Raw genomic sequence first — 19,544 nt, 5'->3', positions numbered from 1 at the left:
TTCGGGGATGGTCCTGCGTCTGGGGGGACGTCGTGCGTCGAAGAGGTCTCGCAAGGGGGATGCTGTGCGCTTCCGTCGTCGCGCTCGCGCTGACCCTCGGCGGGTGCGCCGGTCCTGAGACTCCGGGCGCATCGACATCCAGCCCTCCGGGCACCGCCACGCCCGCCCCGACGCCCGACGGCACTGAAACCCCGTCGCGCAACGATCTCACCTCGGACGAAATCATCTCCGTCGCCGGGACGTGCGGGGGACTGACGACCGTGGACCCCGCAGCCGCACCGGGATTGCCGCTTCGGGATCTGTCGCAGTGGGCGGCCGATGCGATGATGTTCTTCGCGTCCACGGCGCAGTGCGGTGAGATTCCGGCTGTCGTGGCGCGTGACGCCGCCCGCACGGATCCGGACGGGACGGTGTTCGCATCGCCGCTGCAGCTGATCGAGCCTGCGTGCCCCGGTGGGACGGTGGTCTCGTTCTGGGCGCACTACGACGACGACCTCATCTTCGCCAATCCTGCGCTGCAGGACGCGTTCGACAGCGGGCAGTGCCTGCGCACGTTCTACTTCACGATCTCGGACGCGGGGGAGGGGGACTCGGTCTACGCCTCCAACCGCGAGGTCGGCATCCGCGCGGCGTATGACGCGCTCCGCGGTGAATCGAGCAACTGGGTCGACCGATCGGTGCTCCTGCGCAGCGGCCTCACCGTGACGCTCACCCGCCCCGAAGGCGACGACCGGATTTCCCTCCTGTTCCTGCGCCTGCCCGACGGCGGCCTGAACGGCGGCGGGTATCCGCGCACCGGGTACGAGAGCCTGCCTCAACTCGTCACGGGTGAGGAGCCGGTGATCCACACGGTCGACACCGGTCAGGAGGTCACGCTCGACCAGCTGCACAACACGGTCGTGGAGCTCGTGAACGGCTACCTCGCTGCCCGGGTGTTCGCGTCATTGCCCGGGTTCGCAGAGGGCGCGGACGGAGACCATCCCGATCATCGGTCGGGAGGCCGGATCGTGGCTGCCCCGGTGGATGCGGGCCTGATCAACGCCGACATCGTGCAGTACGCGACCGGCTACCCGGTCGCGGGACTCCCCGTGAATCTCTCCGGAGATCCTCTGGCCCGCAAACTGAATGTGTTCGCGATCTACGCCTCGCACGATCCGGTCATCCATTGCGGCGACTCCGGCGGCTGCCTGCGGGTACGCAACTTCGGCGCCTGGCTGCAGCGGCAGTACCTGGTCGCGCACAACGATCTTGTCCGCGTCAGCGATTGAACTCGAGGTCACTTGCTATTGACAAGCAAGCTTGTTTTTTGCAACTATCGGACGTGAGCTCATCGACCGGACCTCGGCGCGTGAGCCTTCGACCGAGAAGGAGACAGTCATGACCAGCATCTTCGTGAACGTGCCCACCACCGACCTGGAGCGGTCGAAGGCGTTCTACACGGCGCTCGGCGCCGGCATCAATCCGCTGTTCACCGATGAGAACGCGGCCTGCATCGTGTGGGACGAGAACGTGTTCTTCATGGTGCTCACCAAGGAGTACTTCGCAACGTTCACCGACAAGCAGATCATCGACACGAAGACCCAGGCTCAGACGAGCATCGGACTCAGCCGCGATTCCCGTGACGAGGTCGACGCGATCATGGCCGCGGGTCTGGCCAACGGTGGCAGCGAGCCCAAGCCGGCACAGGACTACGGCTTCATGTACAGCCGTGACCTGGAAGACCCGGACGGCAACATCCTCGGATTCCTCTACATGGACCCGAAGGCCGCCGAGCAGGGACCCGAGGCCTACATGGCCGAGCACGCCCAGGCCTAGCACGTGGCCGCACGCAGCTACGGGCAGTACTGCGGAATCACGACCGCCGTCGAGCTGATCGGCGAGCGGTGGGCATTGCTCATCCTGCGAGATCTGATGGTCGGCCCGCGCCGGTACACCGATCTCAAGGTGGGATTGCCCAGGATCCCCACCAACATCCTCTCCGCGCGGCTCAAGGAGCTGCAGGAGGGCGGCGTCGTGCGTCGCGCACCGCTCTATCGCACCGGGCTCGTATATGAGCTCACCGAGTACGGTCGCGCACTCGAGCCGATCGTGCTCGCGCTCGGGCGGTGGGGCTTCCAGCAGATGGGCGAACCCGGACCCGACGACATCGTGACGGCCGACTCGCTCACGATGGCACTGCGGACGGCGTTCCGACCGGATGCCGCGTCATCGCTGCCCGCCGCCGATTACGAAGTGCACGTCGGCGACGTTGCACTCCGGGTGCGGGTCGAAGGCGATGCGCTGCAGATCGCGCAGATCGCCCCTGCTGCGCCGCCGGTAGGTGGGCGGTTGCCGGACGGCGAACCCGAGGTGGTCTTCGCCGCGGGCCCCGGCATCCGTCTGGTGATCTCGGGCGAGCTCACCCCCGCGGAGGCGATCGACGCCGGAGTCGTCCACGTGCTCGCGGGCGAGGCGACGCTCCTGGAGCGATTCGCCGACACGTTCCACATCGACAAGGCAGGCAGCGCGGCGCTCGCCGCATGAGCGGTGATGCGACGCGCGTCGCACACCACCGAGAAGAGGAGGACAGCATGACCGGTCGCATCAAGATCGATCTGTTCATGACACTGGACGGCGTGGCTCAGGCGCCGGGAGGACCCGAGGAGGACACCTCTGGCGGATTCCCCTACGGCGGCTGGCAGGCACCGCTGCCCGACCCCGTGATCGGCGAGCAGATCGGCGCGGGCATCGCCGGCATGGACGCACTCGTCCTGGGCCGCCGGACGTACGACATCTTCGCCGCGTACTGGCCGCTGCATGTGGACAACCCGATCGGGCGTCGCTTCGCCGAGATCCCGAAGTACGTCGCCTCCCGTGGCACTCCCGCCCTCGAGTGGCAGGGCGCACGACAGCTCGGACCGGATGCGGCGGCATCCGTCGCGGCGCTGCGCGAAGCGCACGAGGACATCCACGTGATCGGGAGCATCGACTTCGTGCACTCGCTTCTCGCGGCGGAGGCCTATGACGAGCTGAACCTGTGGGTGTACCCGGTCGTCCTCGGGCAGGGCAAGAAGGTCTTCCCCGATGGCGCGGCGCCGGCGAACCTCCGCCTGCTCGAGCCGCCGATCACCGGCGGAACCGCCGTGCAGCTGCGCTACGGTCCGGCCGGTCTGCCGACCACGGGGGACATGTCCCTTCAGGACTGAGCGCTCGTCAGAAGATCATCGGGCGATCGTCGTCGTCGGGGCCCTCGAGGTCGAGGTCGACCACCACCGGGACGTGATCGCTGGGCGCCTCGCCCTTGCGCTCGTTCCGGTGGATCGTGGCGCCGGTGACCGCGTCGGCGAACGCGTGCGAGCCGAGGATGAAGTCGATCCGCATCCCCTCGTTCTTGGGGAAGCGCAGTCGCTTGTAGTCCCAGTAGGTGTAGCCCGTGGGGACGAGCGGACGCACGACATCGGTCAGGCCGGCCGACTCGAGCGCGGCGAAGGCCTCGCGCTCGGGCGGTGAGACGTGCGTGGAGAACCCCGGTACGACAGCGGGATCACCGTTGTCGGCATCCGTCGGTGCGATGTTGAAATCGCCGACGAGCGCAAGCGCCATGTCTGGGTCGGTCTCGAGGGCATCGGTCGTGTACTGCTGCAGCGCGCTCAGCCAGTCCAGCTTGTAGAAGAAGTGCGGATCGCCGAGGGCCCTGCCGTTGGGCACGTACAGGCTCCAGACACGGATGCCGCCCACCGTCGCCCCGATCGCGCGGGCCTCCTGCGGGGCGTCGGCCGCGGCTCCGTCCTTCGCGAAGCCGGGCATTCCGGGGAAGGCATATGCCACGTCCGTGAGCGGATCCCTGCTCGCGATCGCGACGCCGTTCCACTGCGAGAACCCGTGCGCCTCGACGTGGTAGCCGGCCTCCTCGAACTGCTCGAACGGGAACTGCTCGGCCTTGCACTTGATCTCCTGCATCGCCAGGACGTCGATCGACTCGCGCACCGCGAAGTCGACGATCCGGTCGACCCGGGCTCGGACGGAGTTGACGTTCCACGTGGCAAGCCGCATGCACCAAGCCTACGGCGGCCCGCCGACGCTCTCCCGTGCATCGGTTGCATGAGATCGCGCGCAGACCCTTGTCCGGATCCGGCAGTTGTGTGAGTCTCTGTTAACCCAAAGAAAGGGGTCCCCACATGCGCCACAAAGCGCTCGCCGCGACCGTTGCGGCACTCGCCCTGGTCGTCCTGGCCGCATCACCCGCATCAGCCATCACGGACGGCGTACCCGACGGCGAGAACCACCCGTACGTCGGCCTCATGGTCGCGCAGGACGACGAAGGCAACCCGATGTGGCGCTGCAGCGGCACGCTGATCTCGCCGACGATCTTCCTCACCGCCGGTCACTGCACGTTCGATGCCGATCATGCGGAGATCTGGTTCCAGAGCGACCTCGAGCCGACGCCGGCGGCATACGGCTACCCCTTCACGGGCCAGGTCGGCGGCACTCCGTACGTGCACCCGGAGTACGACGACGCGGCGTTCTATCTCCATGACCTCGGTGTCGTCGTCCTCGACACGCCCGTCATCCTGCCCACCTACGGCACGCTCCCGGCGCTCGATCAGCTCGACGCCTTCACCAAGAGCGGCAAGAAGGACGCGACCTTCACCGCGGTCGGCTACGGCCTGCAGAAGAGCTTCCCCGATGCGGCATCGTGGAAGACCGAGGCGCTGCGCACCCGGATGGTGTCTACTCCGAAGCTCAACTCGATCAACACGGGCTACACCGGCGACGGCTCGCTGATCCTGTCGAACAACGCGCACACGGGCGGCACATGCTCGGGCGACTCGGGCGGCCCGAACTTCATCGGCACCTCGACGGTGATCGCGGGCGTCACGTCCTTCGGCAAGAACAGCACCTGCGCCGGTACCGGTGGCGTGTACCGCGTCGACCGTGCGGACGACCTCGACTGGCTCTACGGGGAGTTCGGCGACCAGCTTCCCTGATCTGCGTCCTCGATCCACTTGCCCTGAATGCAGGCCGACACGCCGTCGGTTCCTGCATTCAGGGCAAGTCAGCGCGTGGGCGCCATCAGCTGAGCGCCGCGCGGAGCGCCGGCAGTCGGGCCGAGAACGCGTCGACGCGGCGCCGAGTGCGCTCGGGCTCGCCGACCGCGCGCAGCGCCATCATGCCGGGATCGCCCCGCTCGATGCCGGCCGCGATCCGGTCGGATGCCCGCTGCATGCGATCTGCGACCGCGTCCAGCAGGGCGCGCGGTTCGACGCCGCCGTACGCCTCCGCCGCGATCTGCACACGGTGCGCGGCATCCGTCGTGGGGATCTCGCGGAACAGCGGGATGCCGCTCCAGCACAGGAACGCGAGATCGTCCAGCGGCAGCCCCGGGCCGGCCTGATCCCAATCGATCATGCCCACGAAGCGATCGGCCTCGACGATCCAGTTGTACGCCCCTGTGTCGTTGTGACAGATCAGCTGTCCGGGCTCGAGACCGGCCGAGCTCTGACGCCACGTGCGCGGCCCCGGGTCATAGGCGGCCACCGCATCGTGGAATCGCCGCAGCCACCGCGCGGCATCCGTCAGCGTCGCGTCCGCCGGTGCCTCCGAGTCCACGGCGACCGTGCGGCCGGGCACGAACGTGAGCACCTCTCGGCCGGCATCGTCGAAGCCGAGCACGCGGGGGATGCCGTCGAGCCCGGCGTCTGCGAGGAAGTTCAGAAGCTCGTGGACCGCAGGGCTCCAGGGGCCCGTCGGGCGGTGCACCGTCGGGCCGTGCGCCGGGTCGTCGCCGAGCCAGACGCCCCCCGACCCGCCAGGAAGATGCTCCATCGCTCGAGGCTATCCGGGGCCGGGCTGCGGCATCCGTAAACTCGAGGACATGACCGCCGCCAGCACGCCCGAGCTCGAAGCCGACCGCCAGGCCCTCATCGCCCTGATCAAGGACGAGGCCGTCTTCCACGGCGACTTCACGCTCTCCAGCGGCAAGAAGGCGACCTATTACGTCGACATGCGCAAGCTCACTCTCGACCACCGCGCCGCTCCGGCGATCGGGCGCATCATGCTCGACCTCGTCCGCGATGTCGACGGCATCGTCGCGGTCGGCGGGCTCACGCTCGGCGCCGATCCGATCGCGAACGCGGTGATGCACGAATCCTCGCGCACGGACGCACCGCTTGATGCGTTCGTCGTCCGCAAGGAGCCGAAGGATCACGGCCGCGGTCGGCAGGTGGAAGGGGCGGACGTGTCGGGCAAGCGCGTCGTCGTGCTCGAAGACACATCGACCACCGGGCAGTCCGCGCTCAAGGCCGTCGAGGCGCTGCGCCGTGAGGGCGCGAACCCGGTCGCCGTCGCGGTGATCGTCGACCGCAAGACGGGCGCGCAGGCCGCGGTCGAGGCGGAGGGACTGGAGTGGCTCGCCGCGATCGACCTCGACGACCTGGGGCTTCAGCCGCAGTAGCCTCAGTCCTTGTCGCGGCGGTTGTTGCGCATGTACTGCCACACGAACACGATGAGCGTGCCCACCAGCACGATCCCGGTCGCGGCGAACAGCAGGTTCTGCTCGAATTCGTTCATGCGGGCCTCTTTCCGGCGGCGGCATCCGTGACGATCTTCGCGATGCGCGCGGCGCGCGTCTCGAGGCGGCGTGCAGCGTCGACCGCGGCGATGCCGAACTTGCGCGCGGAGGGCGGGAATGCGTCCCAGGCCGCCCGGGCGGCCGCGTCGGCGTCGAGCGCGGCGGCGAGGTCGTCGGGCTCGCGCAGCGCCTCGGCGTTGTCGAGCATGGTCCACGCGCCGTTCGCCTTCGCGACCTCGACCGCGCGGATGCCGGCCTCCGCCATGAGCCCGCGCTCCTCAAGCAGGATCAGCCGGGCCTTGTTCGTCGCCGCCCACCCGCTCGACGGGCGCCGCGGCGCGAACCAGAGCCCTCCGATCCGCTCGTCGAAGCTGCGCACCGGGCCGTCGATCCACCCGAAGCACAGCGCCTGCAGGATCGCGTCCTCGTAGCCGATGACCTCCACATCCGACCCGGGCCGGGCGCGCACGAGCCAGGCGCCGGTCGAGCTCGAGTGATTCTCCTCGAGCCAGGCTCGCCAGGTCTCGGCATCCGGCGCCAGCACGCGCTCGCCGTCATCGAGCGCGCCCATCAGAGGATGTCCACCTCTTCTGCCTCGATCGGCTCGGTCGCCAGCAGGTCGGCGACCGACTCGAGCACTTCGTCGGGCCGGAAGGGGTACCGTTCGATCTCGGCGGCGTCGCTGATGCCCGTGAGGACCAGCACGGTGTGCAGCCCCGCCTCGATGCCCGCGACGATGTCGGTGTCCATGCGGTCGCCGATCATGCCGGTGTTCTCGGAGTGCGCGCCGATCCGGTTCAGGGCCGAGCGGAACATCATCGGGTTCGGCTTGCCGACGATGTAGGGCTCCTTGCCGATCGCCTTCGTGATGAGGGCGGTGATCGCTCCGGTCGCAGGCAGCACGCCGTCGACCGACGGGCCCGTCGCATCCGGGTTGGTCGCGATGAACCGCGCGCCGGCGGCGATGAAGCGGATCGCCTTCGTGATCGCCTCGAACGAGTAGTTGCGCGTCTCGCCGACCACGACGTAGTCCGGATCGGTCTCGGTCATGATGAAGCCGGCCTCGTGCAGCGCGGTCGTCAGGCCGGCTTCGCCGATGACGAACGCACTCGCACCGGGCGCCTGGCTGTGCAGGAAGTCAGCGGTCGCGAGCGCCGAGGTCCAGATCCGCTCCTCGGGCACGACGAGCCCCGAGGACCGGAGGCGCGCCGAGAGGTCTCTCGGCGTGAAGATCGAGTTGTTCGTCAGCACCAGGAACGGGGTTCCCTCGTCGCGCCACTGCTGAAGCAGCGCGGCCGCCCCTGGGATGGGGGTGTTCTCGTGGACGAGGACGCCGTCCATGTCGGTCAGCCAGCATTCGATGTCGGCGCGAGTCCGCATGGGCTCAGCCTATCCGGCGGGTGCAGTCCTCCACCGGCGGAGGGGTGCGAACTGCCTATGACTTCTGGGTGCCGTCGCGATTCCGCTCCGCAAGCGGCCTAGTGTCGAACTCGTGGCACGAAAGCAGGCGTGGAATCCCGAGCACCTGCCCGATCTGACCGGTCGAAGCTACCTGGTGACCGGCGCGAACGCGGGCCTCGGCTACTTCGCGAGCGAGCAGCTGGTCGGTGCGGGCGCGCGCGTGTACATGACCGGCCGCAGTCCGAACCGGCTGATGGCCGCGCGAGCCGCGCTGCGCCGACGCAACCCGGATGCTGCGGACCGGGTCGAGACCCTGCTGCTGGACACCAGCAACCTGGGTTCGGTGCGCGCGGCGGCCGCGACGATCGGCGGCCGAGGAGCCCTCGACGGTCTGCTGCTGAACGCCGGCATCGTGCACCCGCCCAAGGAGCGCGAGTCGACCGCCGACGGCAACGAGGTCGTCTTCGCGACCAACGTGCTCGGCCATTTCGCGCTCGCGGGCGCCCTGCTGACCTCTCTGGCGAAGGCGACCGGGCGGATGGTCTGGCTGGGCAGCATGTCGACGTCGATGTGGAAGTACGACCCGGTCGACCCGCAGCTCGTCTCCGCTTACACCGGGTGGCGCGCCTACGTGCAGTCCAAGGTCGCCACCGCGGCACTGGGGCTGGAAGCCGACCGCAGGCTCCGATCGGCGGGGGTCGCCGTCTCGAGTGTCGTCGCGCACCCGGGGTACTCGACGAGCGGTCGCACGCCCGGGATCGTGGGCGTCAACAGTCCGACCAGGCTCACCCGGTTCGCCGACAACCTTCAGTTCGCGATCACGCAGTCCAAGGAGCACGGCGCATGGACGCTCGTGCGCGCGCTCGTGGACCCGGAAGTCGACGGTGGCGAGTTCTGGGGGCCTCGGCTGGTGGCGCGGGGCGAGCCGCACCGCGGACGGGCGTCGAAGATCACCCGCGATCCCGAGATCGCCGAGCGGCTGTGGGCGGTCTGCGAAGACGCGTCCGGAGTGCGCTGGCCGTTCGCGAAGGCGGCGAAGGTCGCGAAGCGCTGAGTCCAGTGCGGTTTAGGCGCTGCGGGCAGGCGCTGCGATCAGGCGCTGGGTTCAGGCGCTCAGCCAGACCGCTTCGGCCGCGGCCGCCGGGAGCGCCACATCGACCCCGCCCACTCGGAGGGACGCGGCATCCGTCACCGTCACCGCCGCCCCGACCGCGACCCCGGCCGTCTCGACGGCGCGCAGCACCTCCGGATCGCGGTCGCTCACCCGCAGCACACGCCCGATGTGGCCGGGTGTCGCCCGGGAGAGCAGCACGAACGGCTCGCGGTGCACGTGGCCGGCGGCATCCGGGATCGCGTCTCCGTGCGGGTCGAAGCGCGGCCGTCCGAGCCGGACGTCGATGCCCTCGAGCAGTCGATCGCTCAGGGCGTGCTCGAGGACCTCGGCCTCGTCGTGCACTTCGTCCCACGCGTAGCCGAACTCGCTGACGAGCCAGGTCTCGATGAGCCGGTGGCGGCGGATGATCGACGCGGCGCGACGCTCGCCCGCGGGCGTCAGCGAGATCGGTCCGTACGGTCGGTGCGTGACGAGCCCCTGCGCGGCGAGCTTCTGCACCATCTCGGTCACGCTCGACGGCGCGAGCCCGAGCTCGGCGGCCAGCTGCGACGGCGTGATGCGATCGGTCTGCCACTCGGTGTGGTGGTAGATCGTCTTCAGGTAGTCATCGACGGCGGGGGAGGCCACGCGTTCAGGGTACCGGCCGGTGCCCGCGCGCTCAGGCGCCGGTGAGCACGAGCCAGAGCAGCACGCCGTTGAGCGTGATGAGGAAGACGGATGCCGCCACCCCGGCCGCGGTGGTCAGGACGCGGTTGCGGAACCTGCCGAGCGTCCGCTGCTGCGCGGTGAGCACGACGAGCGGGATGAGCGCGAACGGGATGCCGAACGACAGCACGACCTGGCTCAGCACGAGGGCCAGCGTCGGGTCGACGCCGATCGCGAGGATCAGGAGTGCCGGGATGAGTGTGACGAGGCGCCGCGCGATGAGGGGGATGCGGACATGGAGCAGACCGTGCATGATCTCGGCGCCGGCGTACGCGCCGACAGATGTGGAGGCCAGGCCGCTCGCGAGCAGGCCGACCGCGAAGAGCGTCGCGACCATCGGGCCGATGCCGTCGGCCAGGGCGGCGTAGGCGCCTTCGAGCGTGTCAGTGCCCTCGACACCGGCGAGGTTCGCCGCGGCAAGGAGGAGGATGCAGAGGTTCACGGTCCCCGCGATCAGCATCGCGATGCTCACGTCCCACTTGGTCGCCCGCAGCAGGCGCACCGTCGAGATCCCGCGCTGGTCTTCCAGTGCTCCGTTCGCCCGGGGCTCGGCCGATTCCTCCGTGGATTGGAACACCTCGGGGCGTCCCGCGGCGATCGGCGCGAAGCGGTCGCGGGCCAGGGCGCTGTGCGCGTAGATCGCATGCGGCATGATCGTCGCGCCCAGGATGGATGCCGCCAGCAGCACGGAGCCGGTGCCTTCGAAGCGAGGGACGAGTCCCGCGGCCACGGCGCCCGCCTCGGGTGGTGCGATGAAGACCCCGAACGTGAAGCCGATCGCGATGATCGCGACCAGGCCGATCACGACGAATTCGAAGGTGCGCGGGCCGCGCCGCGACTGCACGACGAGCAGGACGATCGAAACGGTGCCGGTGATGACTCCACCCCACAGCAGCGGGATGCCGAACAGCAGGTTCAGCGCGACCGCGCCCCCGATCACCTCGGCGATGTCGGTGGCCATCGCGACGAGCTCGGCCTGCACCCAGTAGGCGCGGCGCGCCCAGCGGTTGCCGATCCGCTCGCCGAGTGTCTCGGGCAGGCTCTTGCCGGTGACGATGCCGAGCTTGGCCGAGAGGTACTGGATGAGCCAGGCCATCACATTCCCGAGCACGACGACCCACACGAGCAGGTAGCCGTACTTGGCGCCCGCGGTCATGTTGCTGGCGACGTTGCCGGGATCCAGGTATGCAACACCCGCCACCAGCGCCGGACCGATCAGCCACGCCACCCGCGCGGTGGAGCGCGGCGCGCGGCGCGGGGCGACATCGATGTCCAGGACTTCTTTCGGCACACCGAAACTCTAGCGCTGTTTTCGGTCAACCGAAATATCCCGGGCCCCTCTTCGATGTCCCACTCATGCATGTCCGGCGCGGCGTGTCGCATGCCCATGTGGGACACGGACCGCTGCGGGCGGGGGATGCCGCGATTCAGGACCCGGGTAGCCTGAGCCGGTGACCGCCGAGACGCCCGCCGAGCCCGAGGCTCATCGCGAGCCGGAGCTGTCGCACGGTGTCGGACCGTGGCCCGGCGGACTGGGGGAGTGGCCCGACGACCCGCGGCTCGATCCGGAGCTGCTGATCCACGGCGACACCCGCAACGTCGTCGATGAGTACCGGTACTGGCGGATGGATGCGATCGTGGCCGACCTCGACGGGAAGCGGCATCCGTTCCACGTCGCGATCGAGAACTGGCAGCACGACATGAACATCGGCTCGATCGTGCGCAGCGCGAACGCGTTCCTCGCGGCGGAGGTGCACATCATCGGCCGGCGCCGGTGGAACAAGCGCGGCGCGATGGTCACGGACCGGTACCAGCACGTGCGCCATCACGAGGACGTCCCGACGTTCGCGGCGTGGGCTCGGGATGCCGGGATCCCGGTGATCGCGGTCGACAACCTGCCGGGTGCGGAGCCCGTGGACCGCGCAGATCTGCCCGAGCGCTGCGTCCTGCTCTTCGGGCAGGAGGGACCGGGGCTGTCCGCCGAGGCGCTGGCGGCGGCATCCGGCACTGTCGAGATCACCCAGTACGGCTCGACGCGCTCGATCAACGCCTCTGCCGCGGCGGCCGTGGTGATGTACGAGTGGTGCCGGCGCTGGGCCTGACCGCCGTGCGCGATCGCTGAACCCATCCGCTCCCGGCGAACCCACGCGTTCCGGTGCACATCTCCGCATGGGTTCGCGGCGAAGGGGTGGGTTCGGCGGAGGCGGCAGGGCCGCAGGGATGCCGGGCGCTAGGCTCCGGCGGTCATCCAGGACGCTCCGCGCACGCGCCAGCCGAGCGTCGCGAGCCGGGCCAGCATGTAGACCCCGAAGAACGCGACCGACAGCCACGCGAGCCCGGCCGCGCCGCCCACGCCCAGCACCGCGAGCACGACGAGCGCGGGGACGAACGGCACGAGGTTGAGCACGCCGGCCAGCGCCAGGTACTTCGCGTCGCCCGCGCCGATCAGCACCCCGTCGAGCACGAACACCACGCCGCAGACCGGCTGGGCGACGGCGAGCACGATGAGCGCGGGCTGGATCAGGGCCGCAAGGGCGGCATCCCCCGTGAAGAGCAGACCGATCACACTCGAGAGCGCACCGATCAGCACGCCGACCACGACCCCGAACCACGCCCCCCACGCGACCGTGCGCCCGAGTGTGCGCTGCACCTCGTCCGTGTCGCCGGCGCCGAGACCCTTGCCGATCAGCGCCTGGGCGGCGATCGCGAGCGCATCGAGGGCGAAGGCGGCGGTAGAGAAGATCGTGAAGGCGACCTGCCAGCCGGCCAGCTCGTCCGTGCCGAGCAGGGTCGCCACGAACACCGTCGCCAGCAGCGCGGCGCGCAGCGACAGGGTGCGCAGGAACAGCCAGCCTCCCGAGCGCGCCGAGCCGCGCACGCCCTCCCGGTGCGGGCGGACCGATGCGTCGTGCCGGCGCGCGAGGCGGCCGATCACGACGACGTAGGCCGCGACCATGCCCCATTGCGCCACGACCGTTCCGAACGCCGACCCGCCGATGCCCCAGCCGAACCCGTAGATGAAGAGCCAGTTCAGCAGAGCGTTCGCCCCGAATCCGAGTCCGGCGATCCACAGCGGAGTCACGGTGTCCTGCATCCCGCGCAGCAGCCCGGTCGCCGCGAACACGATGAGCATCGCGGGCAGGCCCCACATCGAGATCCCGAGGTAGATCCCGGCCTCCCGCGTCACCTCGGGCGATGCCCCGAACAGCCCGACGAGCAGCGGCGTGGCGAGGTAGCCCGCGAGCGAGAGCAGGGCCCCGATGCCCAGAGCGAGCCACATCCCGTCGATGCCGACCGAGACCGCCCGGGTCGGATCGCCCGCGCCGAACCGTCGCGCGACAGCGGGCGTGGTCGCGTACGCGAGGAACACCATCAGCCCCACGATCGTCTGCAGCACGGCCGAGGCGATGCCCAGACCCGCCAGCGGCGTCACGCCGAGGTGGCCGACGAGCGCGGAGTCCACGATCAGGAACAGGGGCTCGGCGACGAGCGACCCCAGCGCGGGCACGGCGAGCCGCAGGATGTCGCGGTTCAGCGTCCTCGAGCGATCCGTCACCCTTCGAGGGTACGAGGCCGACGCACGTGCGGAGTTCCCCAGGACGTGCATTCCGGGACCCCCGGACGCATATCCTGGACGGATGACCGATGCCTCCCGATCAGGTCTCGCGCTCGACGAGCTCAGTGCTGAGATCCGCCCGCAGGACGACCTCTTCCGTCACGTCAACGGCGCGTGGCTGGAGCGCACCGACATCCCCGACGACAAGGCGCGCTGGGGCTCGTTCCACCTCATCGCCGAGCAGGCGGAGAAGGACGTGCGCGCGATCGTCGAGGAGACGCAGGATGCCGAGCCCGGCTCCGAGTCCCGCAAGATCGGCGACCTGTACTCGAGCTTCATGGACACCGATCGCATCGCCGAGCAGGGCGCGACCCCGCTCGCCGAGCAGCTCGCGCGCACCGACGCGATCTCCTCGATCCCGGAGCTGCTGCGCACCCTGGGCGAACTCGAGCGCGACGGCATCGGCGGCCTGATCGGCCTCTACGTCGAGCCCGACCCCGGCAACCCGCAGCGCTACGTCCCGTTCCTGGTGCAGGGCGGGCTCTCGCTGCCCGACGAGAGCTACTACCGCCTCGAGAACTTCGAGGCCGTGCGCACCGCCTACCGCGCGCACATCGAGAAGATCCTCGAACTGGCCGAGGTGCCCGATGCAGCGGCATCCGCCGATCGCATCTTCGCGCTCGAGACCGAGGTCGCCACGCACCATTGGGACAACGTCCGCAGTCGCGACGCAGTTGCGACCTACAACCTCAAGACGTGGGACGAAGTGACGGCGCTCGCCGGCGTCGACCTTCGCCCGTGGCTCGAGGGCACCGCGCCGGGCCGCGAGGACGCGTTCGCCGAAGCCAACGTGTACCAGCCGAGCTTCTTCGAGGGACTCGGGTCACTGTTGACCGACGAGCGCCTCGAGGACTGGAAGGCGTGGGTGCGCTTCCGCATCGTGCACGGGGCGGCCGCGTTCCTGTCCGACCCGTTCGTCGACGAGAACTTCGCGTTCTACGGCACGCAGCTGACCGGAGTGCCGGTCAACCGGGAGCGGTGGAAGCGCGGCGTCGGCCTGGCCGAGGCCGCACTGGGCGAGGCGATCGGCCGCGTGTACGTCGAGCGGCACTTCCCGCCGGCGGCCAAGGTCGCGATGGACGAGCTCGTCGCGAACCTGATCGAGGCGTACCGCCAGAGCATCACCGAGCTGGAGTGGATGAGCCCCGAGACGCGCGAGCGCGCGCTTGCCAAGCTCGACGCCTTCACCCCGAAGGTCGGCTACCCGGTCAAGTGGCGGGACTACTCGGCGCTCGAGATCGACGCCGGCGATCTGGTCGGCAACGTCCGCCGCGCGCACATCCACGAGCACGACCGTCAGATCGGGCGCATCGGCGGACCGGTCGACCGTGACGAGTGGTACATGACGCCGCAGACCGTCAACGCGTACTACAACCCGCTCATGAACGAGATCGTGTTCCCGGCGGCGATCCTGCAGTACCCCTTCTTCGAGGCCGACCGCGACGCGGCGGCAAACTACGGCGGCATCGGCGCCGTGATCGGCCACGAGATCGGCCACGGCTTCGACGACCAGGGCAGCCGGTTCGACGGCGACGGGTCGCTTCGCGACTGGTGGACGGATGCCGACCGCACCGCGTTCGAAGAGCGCACGAGCGTGCTGATCGAGCAGTTCAACGCCCTCGTCCCGCGTGGCCTGGCCGAGGAGAACAAGGTCAACGGCGCGCTCACGATCGGCGAGAACATCGGCGACCTCGGCGGCCTCGGCATCGCGATCAAGGCGTACGAGCTTTCGCTCCATGGCGCTGACGCACCCGAGATCGACGGGTTCACCGGCATCCAGCGCCTGCTGCTGTCGTGGGCGCAGATCTGGCAGCAGAAGGGCCGGGATGCCGAGACCATCCGCCTGCTGACCGTCGACCCGCACTCGCCGAACGAATTCCGCTGCAATCAGATCGTCCGCAACATCGATGCGTTCTACGATGCATTCGGTGTCGCGGAGTCGGACGAGCTCTGGCTCGACACCGACAAACGCGTCACCATCTGGTGACATCTCCGCGCCTGTCACCCGACCGCGCGCGGCTTCCCGAACCACCCGAAAACAGAACACGCGCCATCCGATGTACTTTCCGCGCGCAAAAAGGCGCATTCACACTCTCCCCCTGACACCGGAAGGAACCCTGGTGGGCATTGCCCCTGAGCCCAAACGGGACGCTGAGTCGCTGCGGGGGTCGCGACGAAGCAACAGACGACTGCCAAGGCGGGCAGCCGTCGGCCGTAGATCATTCACGACGACGCTGAAGGCGCTCGACGACCTCGCCGAGCACGGCGCGCGCATCTCGGTGCGCATCACCGACCTGGACCGGGGGACCTCGGTGCTCGCCGGCGACGACTTCGTGACCCTGCCGGTCGCGGGGCTCGGCGTCGTGCCGCTGCTGATCGAGGTCGCGGCCGGCTTCGAGTCGGGCGCGCTGGATCCGCTCGAGATCATCGAGAAGTCCTCGCTCGAGACCGTCACCATCGCGGGGGTGTGGCAGCACCTCAAGGCACCGGCTCTGCCGCTGGCGGACCTCGCGGTGCTGACCGCGGCGACCGGCGACGCGCTCGCCGCGAACGCGCTGATCGATCGCGTCGGGCTGCCGGCCGTGCGCGCGCGCATCGAGCAGCTCGGGATGACCCGCTCGGCGCTGCTGGACCGCTTCCGCGACGAGCGCGGACCCGACGACGCACCGCACTTCGCGCTCGGATCGGCGCGTGAGCTCGCCGAGGTCTTCGCGGCGCTCGTCAACTCGCAGGCGGTCTCGGCCGGGGTGAGCGCGCAGGTCGCGGAGTGGCTGAGCCTCAACCACGATCTGTCGCTGGTCGCCTCGGCGACGGGACTCGACCCGTTCGAGCATGAGAACGACGAGCACGGACTGCTCTTCATCAACAAGACGGGTCAGGATGCCGGGATCCGCGTCGAGGCGGGTGTGCTCGCCGGACCTCGCGCGGGCGTGTCCTATGCGCTGATCGTGTGCTTCGACGACCTGTCGATCATGCACCGCCTGCGGGTGCACGAGGCGTTCCGGACGCTCGGGACGGACCTCATGGAGTATGTGTTTTGAGTCGGCGACGCAAGGTTGAGTGAGGCGCGCCAGCGCCGCATCGAAACCCGGGCCGGGGCGAGCGTTTCGACTCGCTCCGCTCGCTCAACGACCGAGATCGTCGAGGCGGTCGACGAGCTCGAGGCCGCGGCGCGCCCAGGCGATCTCGCCGTTCGCGCGCTCCACTAGGCCCTCGTAGGCGAACCGCTTGTAGGCGACCGTCCGCTCGTGATCCTCCGGGGGAGTCACGGCGAGCCGTCGCACGAGCATCGGGTTGTCGCGCGCGTCGATGCGCCGCAGCTCCTGCTCCCACTGCTCGAGCTCCGACTCCCATTCGGCGATGTGCCCGCGGAAGAACGCGCGTGCCGCCTCCGGCGTCGTGTTCTCGAGGTAGGCGGCGCGCAGGTGCGCGGGATCCCGTACGCGCTGGTAGTCCAGCGGTGAGCGCATCCAGTCGAGGTACGCCCGCTCGCCGGCATCCGTCACGTGATACACGCGCCGAGTTCCGCGCTGCCCGCGCGGCTGATCCTCGCCCTCGATGAGACCCTCGGTCTCCATCTTGCGCAGCTCCGGATAGATCTGGGAATCGGGGGCATGCCACACGTGACCGACCGAGAGCGAGAACTGCTTCTGGAGGTCGTACCCCGACAACGGCCCGACACGAAGCAGCGCGAGCAGGGCGTAGCGCAGGCTCACGGGGCCTCCTTCCTCGGCTCGCAGACCCGGAAAATGGTGCGAGGGGGTCCGGCGGCCGAAGCCTCCGAACCCCCTCGAGCTTATTGGTGCGCCTCTACGCAGGCTGGTACTGCGTCCGCCAGCCGCCCTGATACGTCGCACGGGCCACGGTCGAGTACGGCACCGGGCTGACCACGACCCGCACGTCGGTCTGCTCGTGCGGCTCGACGCTCGCCTTCGTGGTGCCGCCGTTCGGCTCGCCCCAGACGACCTTCAGCTCGGTGCCTTCGGGCACGTTCGGATCGACGGTCGCGAGCGACAGGCCGCGGCGCTCGTTGGCGCTGTAGCCGGTGAACATCGAGTAGCCGACGACCGTGCCGTCCTCGTCCACCACGGCGTCGTAGTTCGCCGAGCCGTAGTTGGCCAGAGGAAGGTCGAAGAACTTGTAGTTGGGTCCGTCGACGTTCAGCAGCGAGGTCCAGACCTTGCCGAGGTCCTCGGCATCCCACGCGAGGGTGACCTTCTTGCGCTGCGACGCGGGGTCGATCTTCTCGAGCGCGTCCCGACCGATGAAGTCGTGGTCGAACTTGACGAAGTTGCCGTAGCCGAGCTCCCAAGGCGTGAGGTAGTAGTCCTCGATGTCGTCCGAGACGAAGGACCCGGCCAGCGTGCCGGTCGCCTCGTAGCCGTCGGCAGGCAGCCATTCCCGGTACCCGCGCTCCTGCTCGCCGGTGTAGATCGCGGGCAGCGGCGAGGGGATCCAGCCCGACTCGAGCGTGTTGGAGGGGTAGGCCCGGGACCCGACCGGGACCAGCCCGAACTCGGCGCCGGCCTGCACGATGGCGTTCCAGATGCGGTCGTGGTCGGCGTACGGGCCCCAGATCTCCAGCCCGGGCGCACCGGCCATGCCGTGGCGGAGCGTGCGGACGGTGGTGCCGTCGATGGTCATCGTCGACATGTTGAAGAACTTCAGCTGCTCGAGCGGCCCGCCGTTGAGCTTCTCGATGACCGACCACGCGTTCGGCCCCTGGATCTGGAAGCGGTAGTACTTGCGCGTCACCTCGTGACCGTAGGGGCGTGAGGGCGAACGACGGTCGATCTCGATGTCGAGGTTCTGATAGCCGCCGGTCTCGCCGTGGTAGAGCAGCCAGTTCGCGGCGGGTGCGCGGCCGACGTAGACGTACTCGTCCTCGGCTTCGCGGAACAGGATTCCGTCGCCGATGACGTGACCGGATGCGGTCGTCGGCACATACTGCTTCGCCTTGTCGACCGGGAACAGCGCGGTGGAGTTGATCGCGGTGTCCGAGATCAACCGGATCGCGTCGGATCCGCGCAGGAAGAGGTTGTCCATGTGGTGCGACTGGTCGTACAGGACCGCCGTGTCGCGCCAGGCCTTCTGCTCCTTGATCCAGTTCTGGAAGTCCGCGGGGACGACCGGGTAGATGTAGGAGCCGATCTGCGAGTTGCGCAGCAGCTCGACGGGGCTCGCGGCTGCGTCGATCACTTCCTGCAGATTCTTCGGTGCCATGGGTGAACCTCTCTGTTCTGTCGGGCCTCAGGTGGAGGCGTCGGTGGTTGTCACGGTCGGTCCGTGAAGACGATGGTCTGGTTGCCGTGCCGGATGACGCGGTCCTGGGCGTGCCATTGCACAGCTCGGGAGAGCACGGCACGTTCGACGTAGGCGCCGCGGGATTGCAGGTCGGCGGCATCCATCGCGTGGTTCACGCGGGCGACGTCCTGTTCGATGATCGGGCCTTCGTCGAGGTCTTTGGTGACGTAGTGGCTGGTGGCGCCGATGAGCTTCACGCCGCGCTCTTTGGCTTTGCGGTACGGGGCGGCACCGATGAAGGCGGGAAGGAACGAGTGGTGGATGTTGATGACCGGCACGCCGACCTCCTCGAGGAAGCCCTCGGAGATGATCTGCATGTAGCGGGCGAGCACGATGAAGTCGACGTTGCCCTTGAGCAGTTCGAGGATGCGCGCTTCGGCTTCGGACTTGTCGGGCCCTTGCGAGGGGACGTGGAAGAACGGGATGCCGAACGAGCGGACGTCTTCGGCGGTGTTGGTGTGGTTGGAGATCACCATCGGGATCGTGACCGGCAGCTCGCCACGGCGGTGACGCCAGAGCAGCTCGAGCAGGCAGTGGTCGGAGGTGGAGGCGAGGATCGCCATCCGCTTGGGCACGGACTGGTCGGTGAGGGTCCACTCCAGCCCCAGCGCGCCGACCGTCTCGGCGAGGTCGGCCTCGATCTCGTCGATCGCCGCGGTGAGGTCGGGACGGTGGAACACGACACGCTGGAAGAACTCCCCGCCGAACGCGTCGTCGGAGTACTGGTCGAGTGTGACGATGTTGCCCTTGTTGCGGGTGATCAGCGCACTCACGGCCGCGACGATGCCCGGCCTGTCAGGGCCGTGCACGATCAGGCAGGCATGGTCGCGGAGGGATTCGTTGTGGACGGTCAT

At 69.1% G+C, this 19,544-nt stretch carries 20 protein-coding genes; 10 read left to right on the top strand and 10 right to left on the bottom strand.

The genetic code is table 11. The features are described from left to right. Window positions 1–59 precede the first annotated feature (59 nt). The 4 genes from BM349_RS00275 (at window position 60) to BM349_RS00260 (ending at window position 3,185) form a co-directional block, all read left to right on the top strand. Entirely contained in the window at window positions 60–1,268 is a 1,209-nt protein-coding gene (locus BM349_RS00275; protein ID WP_091700832.1) for a PIG-L family deacetylase, read from the top strand. Between the two features lie 109 nt (window positions 1,269–1,377). Further along, window positions 1,378–1,815: a VOC family protein gene (locus tag BM349_RS00270; protein WP_091700827.1), complete on the top strand. Its 438-nt coding sequence runs from the start codon at window positions 1,378–1,380 to the stop codon at window positions 1,813–1,815. A gap of 3 nt (window positions 1,816–1,818) precedes the next feature. Continuing rightward, window positions 1,819–2,523 carry a winged helix-turn-helix transcriptional regulator gene (locus tag BM349_RS00265; RefSeq protein WP_091700823.1) on the top strand — a complete coding sequence of 235 codons (705 nt, stop codon included), beginning with the start codon at window positions 1,819–1,821 and terminating at the stop codon, window positions 2,521–2,523. Window positions 2,524–2,570: 47 nt separating this feature from the next. After that, window positions 2,571–3,185: a dihydrofolate reductase family protein gene (locus BM349_RS00260; protein ID WP_091704558.1), complete on the top strand. Its 615-nt coding sequence runs from the start codon at window positions 2,571–2,573 to the stop codon at window positions 3,183–3,185. 7 nt (window positions 3,186–3,192) lie between these two features. On the opposite strand, the gene BM349_RS00255 is transcribed toward BM349_RS00260, so the two are convergent. Continuing rightward, entirely contained in the window at window positions 3,193–4,032 is an 840-nt protein-coding gene (locus tag BM349_RS00255; RefSeq protein WP_091700819.1) for an exodeoxyribonuclease III, read from the bottom strand. Window positions 4,033–4,157: 125 nt separating this feature from the next. Between BM349_RS00255 and BM349_RS00250 the strand changes: the two genes are divergently transcribed. Then, complete coding sequence (locus tag BM349_RS00250; protein ID WP_091700817.1) at window positions 4,158–4,967, top strand: S1 family peptidase; 810 nt, start codon at window positions 4,158–4,160, stop codon at window positions 4,965–4,967. Between the two features lie 85 nt (window positions 4,968–5,052). Here the strand turns inward: BM349_RS00250 and BM349_RS00245 are convergent, their stop codons facing one another. Then, window positions 5,053–5,805: a phosphotransferase gene (locus BM349_RS00245; RefSeq protein ID WP_091700814.1), complete on the bottom strand. Its 753-nt coding sequence runs from the start codon at window positions 5,803–5,805 to the stop codon at window positions 5,053–5,055. A gap of 49 nt (window positions 5,806–5,854) precedes the next feature. On the opposite strand from BM349_RS00245, the gene pyrE reads away from it, so the two are divergent. Further along, on the top strand, window positions 5,855–6,433 hold the full coding sequence (pyrE, locus tag BM349_RS00240; protein ID WP_091700812.1) for an orotate phosphoribosyltransferase: 579 nt from the start codon (window positions 5,855–5,857) through the stop codon (window positions 6,431–6,433). A 112-nt stretch (window positions 6,434–6,545) separates the two neighbouring features. On the opposite strand, the gene BM349_RS00235 is transcribed toward pyrE, so the two are convergent. Beyond that, window positions 6,546–7,121 carry a YdeI/OmpD-associated family protein gene (locus BM349_RS00235; protein WP_091700807.1) on the bottom strand — a complete coding sequence of 192 codons (576 nt, stop codon included), beginning with the start codon at window positions 7,119–7,121 and terminating at the stop codon, window positions 6,546–6,548. Further along, window positions 7,121–7,930: an HAD-IIA family hydrolase gene (locus BM349_RS00230; RefSeq protein WP_091700803.1), complete on the bottom strand. Its 810-nt coding sequence runs from the start codon at window positions 7,928–7,930 to the stop codon at window positions 7,121–7,123. The genes BM349_RS00235 and BM349_RS00230 overlap by 1 nt, the downstream gene beginning before the upstream one ends. Window positions 7,931–8,042: 112 nt before the next feature. Here BM349_RS00230 and BM349_RS00225 point away from each other — a divergent pair, with 112 nt between their 5' ends. Then, on the top strand, window positions 8,043–9,005 hold the full coding sequence (locus BM349_RS00225) for an SDR family NAD(P)-dependent oxidoreductase (protein WP_091700800.1): 963 nt from the start codon (window positions 8,043–8,045) through the stop codon (window positions 9,003–9,005). 51 nt (window positions 9,006–9,056) lie between these two features. On the opposite strand, the gene BM349_RS00220 is transcribed toward BM349_RS00225, so the two are convergent. After that, the gene (locus tag BM349_RS00220) at window positions 9,057–9,692 is read right to left on the bottom strand and encodes a metal-dependent transcriptional regulator (protein ID WP_091700796.1); all 636 of its coding nucleotides are present in this window, start codon (window positions 9,690–9,692) and stop codon (window positions 9,057–9,059) included. Window positions 9,693–9,723: 31 nt separating this feature from the next. After that, entirely contained in the window at window positions 9,724–11,046 is a 1,323-nt protein-coding gene (locus tag BM349_RS00215; RefSeq protein ID WP_175525200.1) for an Nramp family divalent metal transporter, read from the bottom strand. Window positions 11,047–11,221: 175 nt separating this feature from the next. Between BM349_RS00215 and BM349_RS00210 the strand changes: the two genes are divergently transcribed. Continuing rightward, entirely contained in the window at window positions 11,222–11,872 is a 651-nt protein-coding gene (locus BM349_RS00210) for a TrmH family RNA methyltransferase (RefSeq protein WP_091700793.1), read from the top strand. Between the two features lie 128 nt (window positions 11,873–12,000). Here BM349_RS00210 and BM349_RS00205 read toward each other — a convergent pair whose 3' ends face one another. Then, window positions 12,001–13,326: an MATE family efflux transporter gene (locus tag BM349_RS00205; RefSeq protein ID WP_254773664.1), complete on the bottom strand. Its 1,326-nt coding sequence runs from the start codon at window positions 13,324–13,326 to the stop codon at window positions 12,001–12,003. A gap of 82 nt (window positions 13,327–13,408) precedes the next feature. On the opposite strand from BM349_RS00205, the gene BM349_RS00200 reads away from it, so the two are divergent. Together BM349_RS00200 and BM349_RS00195 are read left to right on the top strand one after the other, a co-directional pair. Next, window positions 13,409–15,373, top strand: coding sequence for a M13 family metallopeptidase (locus tag BM349_RS00200; protein ID WP_091700786.1), 1,965 nt, complete (start codon window positions 13,409–13,411; stop codon window positions 15,371–15,373). Between the two features lie 133 nt (window positions 15,374–15,506). Further along, the gene (locus BM349_RS00195) at window positions 15,507–16,427 is read left to right on the top strand and encodes a serine hydrolase (protein WP_254773663.1); all 921 of its coding nucleotides are present in this window, start codon (window positions 15,507–15,509) and stop codon (window positions 16,425–16,427) included. Window positions 16,428–16,511: 84 nt separating this feature from the next. Here BM349_RS00195 and BM349_RS00190 read toward each other — a convergent pair whose 3' ends face one another. The 3 genes from BM349_RS00190 to purU all read right to left on the bottom strand — a co-directional run bounded on the left by BM349_RS00190 (window position 16,512) and on the right by purU (window position 19,544). Beyond that, the gene (locus tag BM349_RS00190; protein WP_091700778.1) at window positions 16,512–17,102 is read right to left on the bottom strand and encodes a PadR family transcriptional regulator; all 591 of its coding nucleotides are present in this window, start codon (window positions 17,100–17,102) and stop codon (window positions 16,512–16,514) included. Between the two features lie 94 nt (window positions 17,103–17,196). After that, window positions 17,197–18,609 (bottom strand): vanillate/3-O-methylgallate O-demethylase, encoded by a 1,413-nt coding sequence (locus BM349_RS00185; RefSeq protein ID WP_091700775.1) that lies wholly within the window; start codon window positions 18,607–18,609, stop codon window positions 17,197–17,199. A 50-nt stretch (window positions 18,610–18,659) separates the two neighbouring features. Further along, window positions 18,660–19,544, bottom strand: a complete 885-nt coding sequence (gene purU, locus BM349_RS00180) for a formyltetrahydrofolate deformylase (RefSeq protein ID WP_091700772.1) — start codon at window positions 19,542–19,544, stop codon at window positions 18,660–18,662.

The sequence above is a fragment of the Microbacterium sp. cf046 genome (assembly GCF_900114345.1).
GTDB lineage: Bacteria > Actinomycetota > Actinomycetes > Actinomycetales > Microbacteriaceae > Microbacterium.
Note: the sequence above shows the minus strand (reverse complement) of the source record. Positions and strands in the feature narration are given on the sequence as shown.

Excerpts from the sequence above, each read along its gene's own strand:
- BM349_RS00275 (WP_091700832.1), top strand. The coding sequence starts at position 60 with ATGCTGTGCGCTTCCGTCGTCGCGCTCGCGCTGACCCTCGGCGGGTGC.
- BM349_RS00270 (WP_091700827.1), top strand. The coding sequence starts at position 1,378 with ATGACCAGCATCTTCGTGAACGTGCCCACCACCGACCTGGAGCGGTCG.
- BM349_RS00260 (WP_091704558.1), top strand. The coding sequence starts at position 2,571 with ATGACCGGTCGCATCAAGATCGATCTGTTCATGACACTGGACGGCGTG.
- BM349_RS00255 (WP_091700819.1), bottom strand. The coding sequence starts at position 4,032 with ATGCGGCTTGCCACGTGGAACGTCAACTCCGTCCGAGCCCGGGTCGAC.
- BM349_RS00250 (WP_091700817.1), top strand. The coding sequence starts at position 4,158 with ATGCGCCACAAAGCGCTCGCCGCGACCGTTGCGGCACTCGCCCTGGTC.
- BM349_RS00245 (WP_091700814.1), bottom strand. The coding sequence starts at position 5,805 with ATGGAGCATCTTCCTGGCGGGTCGGGGGGCGTCTGGCTCGGCGACGAC.
- pyrE (WP_091700812.1), top strand. The coding sequence starts at position 5,855 with ATGACCGCCGCCAGCACGCCCGAGCTCGAAGCCGACCGCCAGGCCCTC.
- BM349_RS00235 (WP_091700807.1), bottom strand. The coding sequence starts at position 7,121 with ATGGGCGCGCTCGATGACGGCGAGCGCGTGCTGGCGCCGGATGCCGAG.
- BM349_RS00230 (WP_091700803.1), bottom strand. The coding sequence starts at position 7,930 with ATGCGGACTCGCGCCGACATCGAATGCTGGCTGACCGACATGGACGGC.
- BM349_RS00200 (WP_091700786.1), top strand. The coding sequence starts at position 13,409 with ATGACCGATGCCTCCCGATCAGGTCTCGCGCTCGACGAGCTCAGTGCT.
- BM349_RS00185 (WP_091700775.1), bottom strand. The coding sequence starts at position 18,609 with ATGGCACCGAAGAATCTGCAGGAAGTGATCGACGCAGCCGCGAGCCCC.
- purU (WP_091700772.1), bottom strand. The coding sequence starts at position 19,544 with ATGACCGTCCACAACGAATCCCTCCGCGACCATGCCTGCCTGATCGTG.